The 15,519-nt window shown below is 71.3% G+C and carries 17 protein-coding genes; 2 read left to right on the top strand and 15 right to left on the bottom strand.

Features of this window, described 5'->3' with window-relative positions:
- Positions 1-17: 17 nt before the first annotated feature.
- Positions 18-566: a ferritin gene (locus L1857_RS03235; RefSeq protein ID WP_094003489.1), complete on the top strand. Its 549-nt coding sequence runs from the start codon at positions 18-20 to the stop codon at positions 564-566.
- Between the two features lie 72 nt (positions 567-638).
- On the opposite strand, the gene L1857_RS03230 is transcribed toward L1857_RS03235, so the two are convergent.
- From L1857_RS03230 to L1857_RS03215, 4 genes are all read right to left on the bottom strand, one after another.
- Positions 639-1,454, bottom strand: a complete 816-nt coding sequence (locus tag L1857_RS03230) for a hypothetical protein (protein ID WP_249464416.1) — start codon at positions 1,452-1,454, stop codon at positions 639-641.
- Entirely contained in the window at positions 1,451-1,954 is a 504-nt protein-coding gene (locus L1857_RS03225; protein ID WP_116109774.1) for a SigE family RNA polymerase sigma factor, read from the bottom strand. The genes L1857_RS03230 and L1857_RS03225 overlap by 4 nt, the downstream gene beginning before the upstream one ends.
- 155 nt (positions 1,955-2,109) lie before the next feature.
- A complete protein-coding gene (locus L1857_RS03220) occupies positions 2,110-2,460 on the bottom strand; it encodes a DUF952 domain-containing protein (RefSeq protein ID WP_116109773.1) in 351 nt (116 codons plus the stop codon).
- Positions 2,460-3,335, bottom strand: a complete 876-nt coding sequence (locus tag L1857_RS03215; RefSeq protein ID WP_094003485.1) for a DUF5926 family protein — start codon at positions 3,333-3,335, stop codon at positions 2,460-2,462. The genes L1857_RS03220 and L1857_RS03215 overlap by 1 nt, the downstream gene beginning before the upstream one ends.
- Positions 3,336-3,412: 77 nt before the next feature.
- On the opposite strand from L1857_RS03215, the gene L1857_RS03210 reads away from it, so the two are divergent.
- On the top strand, positions 3,413-4,621 hold the full coding sequence (locus L1857_RS03210) for a cytochrome P450 (RefSeq protein ID WP_094003484.1): 1,209 nt from the start codon (positions 3,413-3,415) through the stop codon (positions 4,619-4,621).
- On the opposite strand, the gene L1857_RS03205 is transcribed toward L1857_RS03210, so the two are convergent.
- The 11 genes from L1857_RS03205 to L1857_RS03155 form a co-directional block, all read right to left on the bottom strand.
- Positions 4,618-5,490: a DUF4328 domain-containing protein gene (locus L1857_RS03205; RefSeq protein WP_094003483.1), complete on the bottom strand. Its 873-nt coding sequence runs from the start codon at positions 5,488-5,490 to the stop codon at positions 4,618-4,620. The genes L1857_RS03210 and L1857_RS03205 overlap by 4 nt on opposite strands.
- A 53-nt stretch (positions 5,491-5,543) precedes the next feature.
- A complete protein-coding gene (locus L1857_RS03200) occupies positions 5,544-5,894 on the bottom strand; it encodes a rhodanese-like domain-containing protein (protein WP_094003482.1) in 351 nt (116 codons plus the stop codon).
- 93 nt (positions 5,895-5,987) lie between these two features.
- Entirely contained in the window at positions 5,988-7,598 is a 1,611-nt protein-coding gene (locus L1857_RS03195; RefSeq protein WP_116109771.1) for a solute symporter family protein, read from the bottom strand.
- Complete coding sequence (locus L1857_RS03190; RefSeq protein WP_094003480.1) at positions 7,595-7,945, bottom strand: DUF485 domain-containing protein; 351 nt, start codon at positions 7,943-7,945, stop codon at positions 7,595-7,597. Before L1857_RS03190 ends, L1857_RS03195 begins: the two co-directional genes overlap by 4 nt.
- A 709-nt stretch (positions 7,946-8,654) precedes the next feature.
- Positions 8,655-10,436, bottom strand: a complete 1,782-nt coding sequence (locus L1857_RS03185; RefSeq protein ID WP_094003479.1) for a sodium/solute symporter — start codon at positions 10,434-10,436, stop codon at positions 8,655-8,657.
- 43 nt (positions 10,437-10,479) lie between these two features.
- Positions 10,480-10,977: a hypothetical protein gene (locus tag L1857_RS03180; RefSeq protein ID WP_094003478.1), complete on the bottom strand. Its 498-nt coding sequence runs from the start codon at positions 10,975-10,977 to the stop codon at positions 10,480-10,482.
- Entirely contained in the window at positions 10,974-11,795 is an 822-nt protein-coding gene (locus L1857_RS03175; protein WP_094003477.1) for a LytR/AlgR family response regulator transcription factor, read from the bottom strand. Before L1857_RS03175 ends, L1857_RS03180 begins: the two co-directional genes overlap by 4 nt.
- A 208-nt stretch (positions 11,796-12,003) precedes the next feature.
- Positions 12,004-12,855 carry a S49 family peptidase gene (locus L1857_RS03170; RefSeq protein WP_094003476.1) on the bottom strand — a complete coding sequence of 284 codons (852 nt, stop codon included), beginning with the start codon at positions 12,853-12,855 and terminating at the stop codon, positions 12,004-12,006.
- Complete coding sequence (locus L1857_RS03165) at positions 12,852-14,135, bottom strand: sensor histidine kinase (protein ID WP_094003564.1); 1,284 nt, start codon at positions 14,133-14,135, stop codon at positions 12,852-12,854. The genes L1857_RS03170 and L1857_RS03165 overlap by 4 nt, the downstream gene beginning before the upstream one ends.
- Positions 14,136-14,213: 78 nt before the next feature.
- Positions 14,214-15,065 (bottom strand): Fpg/Nei family DNA glycosylase, encoded by an 852-nt coding sequence (locus L1857_RS03160; RefSeq protein ID WP_094003475.1) that lies wholly within the window; start codon positions 15,063-15,065, stop codon positions 14,214-14,216.
- 2 nt (positions 15,066-15,067) lie between these two features.
- Positions 15,068-15,508 carry a DUF983 domain-containing protein gene (locus L1857_RS03155; RefSeq protein ID WP_094003474.1) on the bottom strand — a complete coding sequence of 147 codons (441 nt, stop codon included), beginning with the start codon at positions 15,506-15,508 and terminating at the stop codon, positions 15,068-15,070.
- Positions 15,509-15,519 lie beyond the last annotated feature (11 nt).

Raw genomic sequence — 15,519 nt, 5'->3', positions numbered from 1 at the left:
TGGCCTATTCTTGAGTCATGGCGATGCTGAAGAAAGAACCGCGCTCCAAGTTCTACGAGCTCCTGCAGCAGCAGGTGCAGAACGAGTTCCACGCTTCCCAGCAGTACGTGGCGCTGGCGGTCTGGTTCGACAACGCGGACCTGCCCCAGCTGGCCAGGCACTTCTACCGCCAGGCGGTGGAGGAGCGCAACCACGCGCTGGCGATCGTGCAGTACCTGATCGACACCGACCACCACGTGGACATCCCGCCCACCGGCCCGGTCCGCAACGACTTCGCCGAGCCCCTCGAGCTGGTCGAGCTGGCGCTGGAGCAGGAGAAGGAGGTCACGGCCGACTTCCGCACCCTGATGAAGGCCGCCCGCGCCGAGGACGACTACCAGGGCGAGCAGTTCCTCCAGTGGTTCCTCAAGGAGCAGGTCGAGGAGGTGTCGCAGATGTCCACGCTGGTCAACGTGGTCAAGCGCGCCAACGGCAACATGTTCGAGGTGGAGACCTGGCTGGCCCGCGAGTCCGTCGGCGACGACGGCGCGCCGGAGATGCCGCCGGTCGCCGGTGGCGCCCTGTAGGACCGCCATACCGCGGAGCGCGCCTGCCTGTTGACGGCACGGAGCCCGGGCTTCGGCCCGGGCTCCGTCGTGTCAGCAAGCCGGCGCGGCGCCCAGTTCCCAGCTCACCACGGTGTCGGTGGAATCGACGTAGAACGTGTAGTTCGCGCCCGATCCGGTGGCGGCGCGGTAATTGCCCGCACCGGCCGTCAGATCAGGATAGGCATTCCTCAGTTCCGCGACGGTGGAACCGATGCCGACGTTTTCCGGAGTGCGTGCACCGGTCGCGGCGAAGACCACCACACCGTCGGCCGGCGAAATGGTGACCGTGGCGATGTTCGCCATGCCCTCGATGAGCCGGTAGCCGATGCATTCGGTGGGCGCGGTGTCCGTGTCGGCGAGCATTCCGGTGGCCTTGGCCTCGTCGAAGCTCATCCCGAGCCGCAGTTGCCGGTACCCGGTGGGGCCGAGGACGGCGGTGGTGGCCGGCTCGGGACGGGCGCTGGCGCCGCTGCTGCTCGGCGGCGCGGGCCGGGAGGTGCCGCTCGGCGGCGGCGCGGGAGTGGCGGTGGTCGTCGACGTCGGCGGAGCCGGCTGCACGGGCAGTTCGGGGAACGACGGCGGCACCACAACCGGCCCGGGCCCGTCCGTGGTGGTCGACGGGGCGCTGGTGGTGGGGCGGGCGGCCTGGTGCACGCCGGGGTCCTGGCGTTCGGCCACGAGCCCCAGGGTCACCAGCAGGACGGCGGTGAGGACGCCCCCGGAGGCGGCCACGGCGGTGCGCTGCCGACGACGACGGCGGGCGCCGCGCACGATGGTGCTCTCGGCTCCCGGCGCGGGCGTGATCGCCAGCCGGTCGTCGTCGAACAGCCGCCGCAGCTCGTCGCCGAGCTCGTCGTCGGGGTTCACCAGTCGTCCCTCCCTCCGGTGATCGTGCCGATCTTGGTCCGCAGCGTCGCGATCGCCTTGCTGGCCTGGCTCTTCACCGTGCCCGTGCTGACACCCAGCGAGGAGGCGATCTCGGCCTCGGACAGGCCCTCGTAGTAGCGGAGCACGATGACCGCGCGCTGGCGCGGCGGCAGCTCGCGCAGGGCCTGCCACAGCGGCTCGTGCTCGAACGGGTCCACCGGTGCGGCGGCGCGCTGCTCGGGCACGTCGGCGACCAGGCTCTCCCGCTTCAGGCGCCGCCAGCGGCTGATGTGCGCGTTCGCCATCGCGCGGCGGACGTAGGCGAGCGGATCGGCCGTCTTGCGTTGCACGTGGGCCCAGCGGGAGCCGACCTTCTCCAGCACGGTCTGCACCAGGTCGGCGGCGTCGTGTGGATTGCCGGTGAGCACGTGGCCGTACCGGAGCAGCCCGGGCAAGCTGGCCTGCACGAACTCGCCGAAGTCCGCCAGCTCGTCGCTCACCGCTGACCCCCTCCCCGCCGCGCGGCCGCCTCCCCAGGCAATGGCCATCGCGGCCGAGGTCACCGTATCGCCTCCCTCGATCGAGCGTCTTGCCCCTTCGCCCACTCCACGCATGACGGCCCCCTCCGGTTGTCCGGCGCTCTCCGGGGGACGTCTCAGCGGGGGTCGCGTTGCGCGAGGCTCGCGGGCAGCTCGAAGGTGCCGTCCGGGCTCGGCGGGAAGGGGTGCACGGCCACCACGGCCTCGGCGCGGATCGGGCCGTACACGTGCGGGAAGAGGATGCCGTCCGGGTGCGGAGGGGCGCCGGCCTCCCAGCGCAGCGGGACGTCCAGGCGCGCCGGGTCGATTTCCAGCAGCACCAGGTCCGTGCGCCCGGCGTAGAGCGCGTTCGCCGGGATCGCCACCGTGCCCGGGTCGGAACAGTGGATGAACCCGACGGTGTCGAGGGACGGCGCGCGGTAGTCCGCGCCCGTCCACTCGCCGGCCGCGCAGAGGTGCAGGATCACTAGCGGAGCGTCAGCTGCCGTCCGACCAGGCCGTCGCGGGCCCGGCGCTCGGCGGCGGTCAGCGGCTCGGCGTCCACCGACTTCAGCGCCTCGTCCAGGCGGGCGCCCAGCTGCTCGGCCGGCTCGACCCACTCGCGGGCGTGGGCCTCCGGGTCCAGGTCCCAGACCGGAACCAGCAGGCCGTGCGCGCGGAACGACCCGGCGTAGCGGGAACCCTCGCCGAGCGACAGCTCACCTGCCGCGGACAGCCGCGCAAGCGCTTGCATCAGGCGACCCTCCGGCTCGCGGCGGACCCAGCGCAGGTGCGCCTTCTCCCCGGCGAGCACCCAGTACGAGCCGGTGCCCAGCCGCTCGGTCGGCATGATCGCCTCGTTGGCCCGCTCCAGCGACACCTTGACCTCGCCGCTGGGATCGGTGTCCTCGGGCAGCCACCAGTCGAAGTTCGGGTGCAGGGTGACGTCCAGCTCGGCGTCGGCCACCAGCAGGTCCTGCAGGCGCTCGCCCTCCTGCGGCGGGCTGGTGGTGTCGGGCACCGGCAGCACGTCGCCCGGCTCGGCCGTCAGCGCCCACCGGATCGCGCGGCCCAGGTCGCGGCTCACGTCGCTGGACCGGGTCTGCACCTGGAGCCCGACGAACACCTCGCCGTCGGTGCGCACGAACGCGGCGGCGGCCATCGGCAGCACGGTCGCCAGCGTGATCTTCCGGTCCCCGGCGTCCACAAGGGACAGCGGCGCGGTGGCCGACGGCACGAACTCGCGCAGCGCGATCAGCTCCGGCTCGGCGGCCAGCCCCTCGAACGGCTGCCCCACGAACACGTCGCGGATCTTCGGTGCCTTGTCCTTCTTCGGACCCCGCTTGCGCGCGCCCTTGCCCATCTCGCCTCCTCGACTACAGGCCGCAGACGCTACCGAACCGGGCACGGCCCGCCGGATCGGGGGATTAGGCTCGGGTCGTGTTCGATCCCCGTGACCCCGCCTTCCTCGCCGACCCCTACCCGGAGTTCGCCCGCCTGCGCGCGCAGGCGCCGGTGCACCGGCACGACGGGCTGGGCCTGGCGATCGCGGTGTCCCACGCGGCCGCGTCGGCGGTACTGCGGCACCGCGGGCTGGGCCGGATCTGGACCGACGCGAGCCCGGCCGAGCAGTTCGTGTCGTTCAACCTGCTGCACCGCAACTCGCTGCTGGAGAACGAACCGCCGGTGCACACGCGGCTGCGGCGGTCGATCTCGTCGGCGTTCGGGCGCGGGCACGTGGAGCGGCTGCGGCCGACGGTGATGAAGCTGGCGGACGACCTGGTGGCGAAGCTCGCCGCGGCCGGCTCGGGTGACCTGCTGGAGGCGCTCGCGCAGCCGCTGCCGGTCGCGGTGATCTCCGAGCTGCTCGACGTGCCCGAGGCCGACCGGCCGCGGCTGGTGCCGTGGTCGAACGCGATCGTGAAGATGTACGAGTACGGGCTGCCCGAGGAGGGCCGGGTGGCGGCCGAGCGCGCGGCGACCGAGTTCGTCGAGTTCCTGCGGGAGCTGGCCGAACGGCGCCGCCGGGAGCCGGGCGAGGACCTGATCACGGACCTGCTGCACGGGGAAGAGGCCGCGCCGCGAAGCGGCTCCGTTGAGGGTGGCGGTGGGCGACGGGTGGGACTCACCGAGGACGAGGTGGTCGCGACGGCGGTGCTGCTGCTGATGGCCGGCCACGAGGCGACGGTCAACGTGATCGGCAACGGCGTGTGGGCCCTGCTGCGGCACCCGGACCAGTGGAAACGCCTGGTCGACGACCCGGACCTGATGCCGACCGCGGTGGAGGAGCTGATCCGCTTCGACTCGCCGCTGCAGCTGTTCGAACGCACCGCGACCGAGGACGTGGAGATCGCCGGATTCCGGGTCGCGAAGGGCGAGAAGATCGCCGCGCTGCTCGGCGCGGCCGCGCGCGACCCGGAGGTGTTCGCCGATCCGGACACGCTCGACGTCGGCCGCACCGAGGGCACGCACCTGGGCTTCGGCGCCGGGATCCACTACTGCATCGGCGCGCCGCTGGCCCGGATCGAGATCGCCGCCGCGCTGTCGGCCCTGACCCGCCGCCTCCCCGGCCTGCGCCTGGCGGGCGACCCGGAGCGGCGGCCGGAGTTCGTGATCCGCGGGCTGAAGAACCTGCCGGTGACGTTCTAGCGGGCCGCGCCGGTGGGGCGGGCCGTGCGCAGCTCCGGCGCCGGCGCGCCCCTCACGGAGCGCACCTGCAGCGGGCGCAGCCGGTCGGCGCGGACCGGGGCCAGCAGCGTCGTCAGGCGGTAGACCAGCACCGCGGTCAGCCCGGCCAGCACGGCGGCCGAGGTGTTCAGCAGCCCGGTCAGCAGCACGCCGTCCGCCATCGCCTGGACGCCGTCCTTGAGACGCCACACGATGACCAGCACCATCAGCACCTCGTTGACCACCCAGGCCGCCCACCAGGCCAGCACCAGCCGCGACGGGCGGGGGCGGCGCGCCGGGGCGCGGCCCAGCACCAGGTGTTCCAGCTCGGCGAGGATGGAGCCGGCCATCACCAGGTTCACGCCCGGCACCAGGACCCCGGCCACGACCTCCCGCGTCGAGCGGGCCGGTTCCTGTCCGGCGGCCTCGGCGGCGGCGCCGCGGGCGATCAGCAGCCACCACAGCGTCGCCGCGATGGCGATGAGCCCGAACACCACGGTGAGCAACGACGCGATGATCTCCAGCGCGTCGGAGAACGCCACGGTCGTCGCGTGCAGGGCCGTCGTGCGGCTGGCCACCAGCAGCGCGTAGCGCCAGAACTCGGCGCCCGCCGCGACGGCCGCGAGCCCGGCGAGGAACCACAGGATCGTGACCGCGTTGCGGTGCAGCACCCGCACGCGCTCGACCGGGCTGGGGTACCCGGACGGCGTGCCGGGCACCGCCGTCGGCACCCGCCAGGCCAGGTGCGGGAAGCCCCAGCGCGGCGGCACGTGGTAGGACGGCGGACCGTCGTAGCGCTCGGCGGCGCGGGCCGGGCGGGGACGGATCGCACCCGGCGGAGGGTTCGCCACCCAGCGGACCCGCGGTCGCGCTCGGTAGGGCCTCGGGGTCGGGTGCATGGGACCTACAGGACCTCGGGTGGACCGTCGTGCTCGCCGACGACCGGGCGGCCCTCGGTCGCCCAGGACTTCATGCCGCCGGCCACGTTGATCGCGTCCCAGCCGCTCGCGTTGAGCCAGGCCGCGGCCCGCGCGGAGCGGCCGCCGGTGCGGCACACCACGTAGAGCGGCCGGTCGTCGGGCAGCTGGGCCAGTTCGTCGGTGCGCGCCGGCAGCTCGCCGAGCGGGATGTGGACCGCGCCCGGGGCGTGTCCGGCGTCCCACTCGTCCTGCTCGCGGACGTCCAGCAACACCAGCCCGTCCGTGGGGAGCTCGGAGACGGACGCGGTCGGGATGTCACCTGGTTGCACGTTCACATACTGACACGCGCACCCATCAACTGCACGTGAGCCAGCAAAAGGGGCCACCTCCCGGCATCGGAGGTGGCCCCTTCTCGGGTTGCGCCCGGGTCAGTGCGCGGTCGCCTTCTCCGAGCCTGCGCCGGTCAGCGACCGGACCTCCATCTCGGCGTACTTCTTCTCGTCGTGCTCCTTCGACAGGATCGTGCCGAGGAAGCCGAGCAGGAACGACACCGGGATGGACACCAGGCCCGGGTTCTCCAGCGGGAACCAGTGGAAGTCCACGCCCTTGATCATCGGCTTCGGCCCGCCGGACACCGCCGGCGAGAAGACGATCAGGACGACGGTGACGAGCAGGCCGCCGTACATGCTCCACAGCGCGCCCTGGGTGTTGAACCGCTTCCAGAACAGCGAATACAGCAGGGTCGGCAGGTTCGCCGAGGCCGCCACCGCGAAGGCCAGCGCGACCAGGAAGGCCACGTTCTGGTTCTTGGCGAGGATGCCGCCGACGATGGCCAGCGCGCCGATCACGACCGCGGTGATGCGGGCGACGCGCACCTCGGCCGCCTTGCTGTCCACCTGACCCTTCTTGATCACGTTGGCGTAGACGTCGTGCGCGAACGACGCCGACGCGGTGATCGTCAGGCCGGCCACCACCGCGAGGATCGTCGCGAATGCGACCGCGGCGATGAACCCGAGCAGGATCGGCCCGCCCAGTTCGAGCGCGAGCAGCGGCGCGGCCGAGTTGGTCGTGCCCGGCGCCGAGTTGATCGTCTGCGGCCCCACCAGCGCACCGGCGCCGTAGCCCAGCACCAGGGTGAACAGGTAGAAGATGCCGATCAGGACGATCGCCCAGACGACCGACTTCCGCGCGTCCTTCGCGGTGGGCACCGTGTAGAAGCGCATCAGCACGTGCGGCAGGCCCGCGGTGCCCAGCACCAGCGCGATGCCCAGCGACAGGAAGTCCAGCTTGCTGGTGTCGGTCTTGCCGTACTGCTTGCCCGGGTTGAGCAGCGCGTCACCGTTCGCGCCGCCGCGTTCGACGGCGCCCTGCAGCAGGTTCGAGAGGTTGAAGCCGAACTTGGCCAGCACCCACAGGGTCATCGCCAGCGCGCCGAGGATCAGCAGCACGGCCTTGATGATCTGCACCCAGGTGGTGCCCTTCATGCCGCCGATCAGCACGTAGACGATCATCAGGATGCCGACGATCGCGATGACCGCGTTCTGGCCCCAGTCGCTCCGGATGCCGAGCAGCAGGTTGACCAGGCCGCCGGCGCCGGCCATCTGCGCGAGCAGGTAGAAGAACGACACCGCGAGCGTGGACACCGCGGCCGCCGCGCGGATCGGCCGCTGCCGCATCCGGAACGCGACCACGTCGCCGAGGGTGAACTTGCCGGTGTTGCGCAGCAGCTCGGCGACCAGCAGCAGCGCGACCAGCCACGCGACGAGGAACCCGATGGAGTAGAGGAACCCGTCGTAGCCGTTGACCGCGATCGCGCCGGCGATGCCCAGGAACGACGCCGCGGACAGGTAGTCACCGGAGATCGCGATGCCGTTCTGCGGGCCGGTGAACGAGCGGCCGGCGGCGTAGTAGTCGGAGGCGGTCTTCGTGTTGCGGCTGGCGCGGAACACGATGACGAGGGTGATCGCGACGAAGATCGCGAAGATGATGATGTTCAGCGTCGGGTTGCTGCCCTCGACGCCCTGCGCGAGGTTCGTCACTGCGCGCCTCCTTCGATCTCACCACGGAGCTTGTCGGCGATCGGGTCGAGCTTGCGGTTGGCGTACCGCACGTAGAGCCCGGTGATGAGGAACGTCGACACGAACTGCAGCAGGCCGATGAGCAGGCCGACGTTGAAGTTGCCGATCAGCTTCGTGGACATGAAGCCGTGGGCGTAGTCGGCGAGCAGGACGTAGACGAGGTACCAGACGAGGAAGAGGACGGTCATCGGGAAGACGAAGGCCCGCAACCTCTTGCGGAGCTCGGCGAACTCGGGGCTCGCCTGCACCTTCTGCCAGTTGTCACCCGGACCCGTCTCGTCGACGAGGTCCTGGTCGCTGGTGCTCACGGGACAACCTCCCTTTCCATGGTCGCTACCTCTTCCGGTCGTGTGACGCGGGTAGATCTTGCCGTGAAACGTGAGAGTTGTTGTTAATCCTTTTGAGTGAATGATCTTACGGAGAGTTGACGATCTTACGCCGGTTTGACGTAGGAATGTCCATTTGCCGAATCACCAAACGGCCAAGATGGGATGAGAAGTCAACGGACGGTAAACGAAACCGCTAAGCGAGTGAAACTCTTCCGGGTCAGAGGTGAGGTCACGCAGCGTTCGGGGGCGCCGCTGCCCGGCACCACCGACGCGACACGCCGCGCCCGCGCTTTCCCGCCATTCGGGCGCGGCCAGTCCCGGCCGCGCCCGAATGGCCACGGCCCGCCGGATGCGAACCGCGGCCAGCCCAGGTCCGCACCTTCCCACCGTTCGGGCGCGGCCAGTCCCGGCCGCGCGCCCCGTCAGGCAACCGCCCTCTCGGCGCTCCACTGCCCACATCGCGACGCGAACCACGCCGCACCTTCACCGTTCCGGCGCGGTCCTCCCCGGCCACGCCCACCAGCCGCACTGGCCCACGGCCCGCCGGATGCGAACCGCACCGCGCCCAGGTCCGCACCTTCCCGCCGTTCCGGCGAGGCATGCGCACAGCCGTCCCCCGGCCCACGGCCCACCGAGGCAGAACTCACCGCGACCGAGCCCGCACCTCCCGTGCGAACCCCGGCCGCCGTTACTTGCGGTGCCGGCCGCGGCCCATGCGGGAGCGTTCCTCCGCCTGGCCGAACCGCGCCACCGCGCGGTCCCGCATGAAGCCGAGCCGGTCGGGGGCGTGCAGTCGCAGCATCACCGCGTTGACGTCCGCCGGTTTGCCGTTCGGCGTCGCCAGGCTGACCAGGATCGTCACCGCGAACGCGACCGGCACCGTGATCAGCGCGGGCTGGTCGGTGAACCACGGTGCCCAGTCCCCGGTGAAACGGCTGGCCATGTCCACCCCCAGCGCGCCCAGCACCAGCCCGCCGCCGATGATCATCCCCGCCATCGCGCCCGGCCAGGTCAGTCCGCGCCACCACACGCCGAGCAACAGCAGCGGCGAGAACGTCGACGCGGCCAGCGCGAACGACATCCCCACGCTCAGCGACAGGTCGTTGGGCCGCAGGAACAACGCCAGCGCCAGCGGCACCAGCCCGACCACCCCGGCGGCGATCCGGAAATCCAGCACCCGCCCCTTCGACAGGTCCGTCGACACCACACCCGCCAGGCTCACCAGCAACCCCGACGACGTGGACAGGAACGCCGCGAACGCCCCGGCCAGCACGACCGCGCCGAGCACCTGCCCCACCACCCCCGGCACCATCGCCGACGGCAGCCGCAGCACGGCGGCGTCGGTCTGGCCGGTCACCAGCAGCTCCGGCACGTACATCCGGGACAGCGCCCCGAGGATCGTCGGGAACAGGTAGAACAGCCCGAGCAGCAGCAGGACGTGCACCGTGGTCCGGCGCGCCGCCCGCCCGTCCGGGTTGGTGTAGAAGCGGACCAGCACGTGCGGCAGACCCATGGTGCCGAGGAACGTCGCGAAGATCAGCGAATACGTCTGCAGCAGGTCCCGCAACCCCTCCGACCCCGGATGCAGCCACTCGGAGTTGGTGACCTTCGCGTCGCTCACCGTCGGCACCGGGGTGCCTGCCGCGAACCACACCTGCGTGCCCCGCGGCAGCTCCTGCGTCGAGCCCCGCAGCCAGATCTCGTCGTGCGGGGCCGGTTCGCCGGGGTGCCGGATCTGGACCTGCGTCAGCGTGCCGACCTCGAAGGCGACATCGGTGCGAATGTCCACAGTGGTCGCCGAGGCGAACACCGGCGGCGCCGGCGAACCGAGCGAACCGGCCGGCCCCGGCTTGCCACCGGCCAGGAACACCGCACACAGCACGAACGCGGGCACCGCGATCGCGAACAGCTTGAGCCAGTACTGGAACGCCTGCACCACGGTGATCGCGCGCATCCCGCCCGCGATCACGTTGACGCCGACCAGCACGCTCACCGTCACCGCGCCGACCCAGGCCGGCGCGTCCAGCACCGTCGTCAGCGCCAGCCCGGCGCCCTGCAGCTGCGGGACCATGTAGAGGATCCCGATGAACACCACGAAGAACGTGCCGCACCGGCGCAGCGCGACCGACCCGAGCCGCGCCTCCAGGAAGTCCGGCAGCGTGTACGCGCCCGAGCGGCGCAGCGGCGCGGCGACGAACAACATCAGCGCGAGGTACCCGGCGGTGAAACCGATCGGGAACCACAACCCGTCGGCGCCGTCCTTGAGGATGATCCCGGCGATCCCGAGGAACGACGCGGCCGACAGGTACTCACCGGAGATGGCGGCGGCGTTGCGGCGCGAGCGGACCGTGCGGCGCGCGACCAGGAAGTCGTGCGTGGTGTTGGCGAACCGGGACGAGCGGTGACCCAGGTAGAAGGTCAGCGCGGCGACGGTCGCGATGCCGCTCAGCGCCCACGGGTTCAGGTGCACGATCCGGATTGTCCCCTGCGGCGGGACCGGTCCCGACGGCCGGTCACGACTCGATCATGTCCACGAAGTCCCGCTCGTGCCGCTCGGCCAGCCGGTTGTAGGCCAGGCCCGCGAGCAGCAGCAACGGGAACGGCAGCAGCCCCAGCAGCAGCCACGCCAGCGGCACGCCGATCACGCGCAGCGCCGCGAACCCCGGCCACAGGTAGAAGGCCAGCGGCAGCGCGCCGAGCAGCACCAGCACCAGCGTGCTCAACCCGATCGCGGTGCGCAGCTGGTGCTTGACCAGGTCGCGGATCAGCAGCTCACCCCAGCTGGTCTGCTGCTCCAGCTCCAGGCGCGCGCGCAGCGTCGGCGTGGTGCGCCGGGACCGCGGATCGGCCAGCACCACCCGCTGCCGCTTCGGTGGTTTCGCCGGCTCCGGTGGCGCCTCGGGCGGCGGCACGGCTGACACCGGCTCCACCGACGCGGGCTGGTAGTTCTTGCCCAACGTCGGGTCCGGTTCCCGCACCCCGTCGACGCGACGGTGGAAGTCCTCGGTCATCGACCACCCGTGAGTCGGTCCTTGAGCTCACGGGTGTGCCGCCGGGAGACCGGGAGCAGCTTCTCCTCGTTGCCGATCACGACCTGGTAGCCGCCCTGCCCCATGCGCAGTTCGGTGATCAGGTTCAGCGCGACCAGGAACGACCGGTGGATGCGCACGAACCCGGCCTTCTCCCAGCGCTCCTCCAGCTGGGTCAGCGGGATGCGGACCAGGTGGCTGTTGCCGTCCTTGGTGAACAGGCGCGCGTAGTCGCCCTGCGCCTCGACCCAGCGCACCGACGAGCGCGGCACGAGCTTCGTGGTCCCGGCGAGCTCGACCGGGATCACCTCGTCGTCGTCCGGCGCGGCGGGCGCGGCCGCACCCGGACCGGGCGGGGCCACCGTCTTCAGCTTCTCCAGCACCCGCTCGACCGCCCGGTCCAGCCGGTGCTGGTTGCACGGCTTGAGCAGGTAGTCCACTGCGCCCAGGTCGAACGCGTTGACGGCCTCGTGCGCGTGCCCGGTGACGAACACCAGCACCGGCGCGGGGCTCATCGCCGAGAACACGCGCGCCATCTCCATGCCGGACAGGCCGGGCATCTGGAGATCGGCGAACACCGCGTCGATCGGCGGCAGGCCGCGGTCCTTGCGCTCACGCACCTCCGGATCGTCCGAGGCCAGCACGCGCAGCGCCTCGGAAGCGTCGACCGCGGTGAACACGCGGCCGATGTGGGGGTTGTTCCGCAGGGTGTCGACCAGCAGGTTCAACCCGTGCGGCTCGTCGTCCACGGCCAGGACGAGCAGTCTGGTGTCTTGTTGCGCACTCACAGTGACTCGCATCCTGCCTACTGCACGATGCGATGTCCATACCGCGAATGAATGTTCGACCCGGCCTGCTTGGCGGTGCGGGTAGCGGAACCTCAGACGGCCCCTCGCTGTGGGATCGCCTCCTCATGAACGCCAGTTCACCACGTCGGCGCTGTCCTCGCGAGGAGCCGCCTGAGAACCCGCGGCGGTGCCAGTTGCGTGCGTGGCCAACTGCAAGGCCTCAAATCCCGTAGCGTGACCACGCTACGCGCTGTGCGACCGCGTCCAGGAGCGCCTGGGCGGCCGCAGGTGCGCCGATCCCCAGCCGGGCCAGCAGCGGCTTCTTCGGCTCGGCGATCGTGATCTCGGCGTCCGGCCAGCGCTGCTCGACGACCTCCCGCAGGTTGCCGATCCCGTCGACCAGGCCCAGCTCGACGGCCTTCGCGCCGAGCCAGACGTCACCGGTGAACAGCTCCTCGGTGTCGGCGAGCCGGTCGCCGCGGCGTTCCTTCACCCAGTCCACGAACATCTCGTGCAGCTGGGAGTGCATCTTCTTCAGCCACTCGACGTCCTCGGGCTTCTCCGGGGCGAACGGGTCGAGCCGCTTCTTGTTCTCGCCCGCGGTGTGCACCCGCCGCTCGATGCCGAAGCGCTCCAGCAGGCCGGTGAACCCGAACCCGCCGCTGATCACGCCGATCGAGCCGACCATCGACGTGCGGTGCGCGTAGATCTCGTCCGCCGCGCAGGCCAGCCAGTAGCCGCCGGAGGCCGCGACGTCCTCGCAGAACGCGATCACCGGCACGCCCGGCTTCTTGGCCGCGAGCTGCCGGATCCGCTCGGCGACCAGGCCGGACTGGGTCGGCGCGCCGCCCGGGGAGTTGATCTGCAGCGCGACCGCCTTGAGCCGGTCGTGGTCGAACGCGCGGGTCAGCGCCGACTCGACGGCCGCGAGGTTGATGGTGCCGCGCGCCAGCGGCGAGGGCGTCGGGGTGATCACCCCGTGCAGCTTGACGACGGCCACCACGTCCTTGCGGTCGCCCCGGTCGCCGATGCGCGAGATCTTGCTGCTCAGCCTGTCCGTCACGCTGGTCATGGCGCCAGGTTACGGACTCCTTCGGACTTGTGCAGACGGCCGTTGCGCGCCGGCTCGGGCGGGGCGTCCGCGTAGTCCGGCAGGTCGGTGCGCACGCCGGGCGCGAACTTCGGCACCCGCAGCGTCACCTTCATCCCGGCACCCGGCGCGGTCTCGACCATCAGCGCGTACTCGTCGCCGAAGAGCTGACGCATGCGGGCGTTGATGTTGCCCAGCCCGACGTGCGCGCCGGTGCGGTGCGAGTTGCGCAGGTCGGCCAGCCGCGCCGGGTCCATGCCGATGCCGTCGTCCTCGACGCTGATCAGCGCCTCGGTGCCGTAGTCGGACGCGGTCACGGTGACCATGCCACCGGTCGGCTTGTTCGCCAGGCCGTGCTGCACGGCGTTCTCCACGAGCGGCTGGATGATCAGGAACGGCACCACGACCGACAGCACCTCGGGCGCGATCTTCAGGCGCACCTCCAAGCGGCCGCCGAACCGGGCGCGCTCGATGGTCAGGTAGCGGTCGATGTTGCGCAGCTCGTCGGCCAGCGTGGTGAACATGCCGGAGGTGCGGAACGAGTAGCGCGTGAAGTCGGCGAACTCCTGCAGCAGCTCGCGCGCCTCCTCCGGGTCGGTGCGGATCAGCGCGGAGATGGTGTTGAGCGCGTTGTAGATGAAGTGCGGCGAGATCTGCGCGCGCAACGCCTTGATCTCGGCCTGTTGCAGCTGGTGCTTGGACTCCTCGAAGCGGGCCAGCTCGAACTGGGTGGTGACGAACTGCGCGACCGCGTCGGCCATCTGGATCAGGCGCTTGCCGGAGCTGCGGCCGACCACGATGAGCGCGGCCTCGACCTCGTCCTCGACCAGCAGCGGCACGATCACCGCGGTCTTCATCTTGCAGGTGCCGCGGTGGTCGCACGGGACGTCGTCGTGCGAGACGACCTCGCGGCGGGCCTTGCGGATCGACAACATGACCGCGTTCGCCAGGTCGAGGTAGTGGTCGTTGGCCTCGCCGTCCCAGGACACCAGCGTGCCCTCGTTGTCGGTGATGCCGACGGCGACGCACTTGAGCAGTTCGAGCAGCTGCGAGGTGATGCGGTCGGCGCTGGCCTGGTCGAAGCCCTCGCGCAGGTCCGGGGTCGCGCGGGACATGTGGTAGACGGCCTCGAGCACCGCGTCCTCGATCGAGCTGCTCGGCTTGCGCGTCCGAGCCAGCACCACGATCAGGACGATCAGCAGCACACCCGCCACGCTCCACGGGATGATTTGCGAGATCGGCAGACCGGGCACGGCGTCAATGCTCTGCGCTCGTGACGCCCGGTGCAAGCTCTTCAGCGCACTTTCTGTGCAGACTTCGCCACCCTGCGGGGTGACACGCTACTTGAGCAGGCGCGACAGGCGACGATCCGCCAGCGGCTTGCCACCCGTCTGGCAGGTGGGGCAGTACTGGAAAGACTTGTCGGCGAACGACACCTCACGCACCGTGTCCCCGCACACCGGGCACGGCAGGCCGGTCCGGGCGTGCACCCGCAGGCCGGACCGCTTCTCGCCCTTGAGGCGGGCCGCGTCCTGGCCCACCGAGCGCTCCACGGCGCTGGTCAGGATCTCGTGCACCGCCGCGGCCAGCCGGTCCAGCGCGTCGTCGGACAGCTTGCCCGCGGTCGCGAACGGGGACAGCCGCGCGGCGTGCAGGATCTCGTCCGAGTAGGCGTTGCCGATCCCGGCGATCACCGACTGGTCCGTCAGCACCCACTTGAGCCGCTCGGTCCGGCCCGCCAGCAGCTCGGCCAGCGAGTCCCGGTGCAGCGACAACGCGTCCGGGCCCAGCCGCGCGATGCTGGGCACCTCCCGCAGGTCCCGGACCACCCACACGGCCAGACCCTTCTTCGTGCCGGCTTCGGTGAGGTCGAAGCCGCGGTCTCCGAAGTGGACCCGCAGCGCGATCGGGCCCTTGCCCGGTTTCGGCGGCGTCGGCGAGAGGTTGTCCGCCCAGCGCAGCCAGCCCGCGCGGGCCAGGTGCACCACCAGGTGCAGGCCGTCGCAGTCCAGGTCGAGGTGCTTGCCGAAGCGGCCGGCCCCGGTCACCTCGCGCCCGTGCAGGTCGGTGTAGGGCGGGTCGAACGTCTTCAGCACGGCCAGCGACGCCACGTCGACGCGGCTGACCAGCCGCCCCACCGCGTGCTCCCGCAGGTGGTAGGCCAGCGCTTCGACCTCGGGCAACTCCGGCATCGCTACTCCATCGGCCGCAGCGGGCCCTCGAAGTCCGGGCCCGCCTCCCGCTGGATGGTCTTCGCGAGCCTGGTCAGCTCACTGCGCACGCGGAACATGCCGGAGATGATCCCGACCCAGCGCTCCGGCGGCGGGTCGCCGGTGACGCCGCCGTCGGTCTCCGCGACGACCGTCCACGGCCGGTTCAGCACCCACCGCAGCGGGAAGAACACCGCGATCAGCAGCAGGCCGTAGATCACCCACGGCGGCACCACCACGGAGTCGGGCAGCCAGGCGACGAGGATGACGGCCAGCAGAACGCACACGGCGAGCATCGCGATGCCCGAGGTGTAGCTGCCGGAGATGTCGCGCTCGAAGTCCTCGGCGGTTGCCGGGCGGCGCCATTCCATCTGCGCCCGGACGACCCACTCGCGGCCGTCGCCTCCCCGCACCACGCGGTTCATGTTCGCTGCCT

The sequence above is a fragment of the Amycolatopsis thermalba genome (assembly GCF_023376025.1).
GTDB classification, from domain to species: Bacteria; Actinomycetota; Actinomycetes; order Mycobacteriales; family Pseudonocardiaceae; genus Amycolatopsis_E; species Amycolatopsis_E thermalba.
Note: the sequence above shows the minus strand (reverse complement) of the source record. Positions and strands in the feature narration are given on the sequence as shown.

Bases quoted from the DNA above. Each gene is read 5' to 3' on its own strand.
- L1857_RS03155 (WP_094003474.1), bottom strand. From the start codon at position 15,508: ATGAACCGCGTGGTGCGGGGAGGCGACGGCCGCGAGTGGGTCGTCCGG.
- L1857_RS03215 (WP_094003485.1), bottom strand. From the start codon at position 3,335: ATGGGCAAGGGCGCGCGCAAGCGGGGTCCGAAGAAGGACAAGGCACCG.
- L1857_RS03170 (WP_094003476.1), bottom strand. From the start codon at position 12,855: ATGACCAGCGTGACGGACAGGCTGAGCAGCAAGATCTCGCGCATCGGC.
- L1857_RS03180 (WP_094003478.1), bottom strand. From the start codon at position 10,977: ATGACCGAGGACTTCCACCGTCGCGTCGACGGGGTGCGGGAACCGGAC.
- L1857_RS03235 (WP_094003489.1), top strand. From the start codon at position 18: ATGGCGATGCTGAAGAAAGAACCGCGCTCCAAGTTCTACGAGCTCCTG.
- L1857_RS03175 (WP_094003477.1), bottom strand. From the start codon at position 11,795: ATGCGAGTCACTGTGAGTGCGCAACAAGACACCAGACTGCTCGTCCTG.
- L1857_RS03160 (WP_094003475.1), bottom strand. From the start codon at position 15,065: ATGCCGGAGTTGCCCGAGGTCGAAGCGCTGGCCTACCACCTGCGGGAG.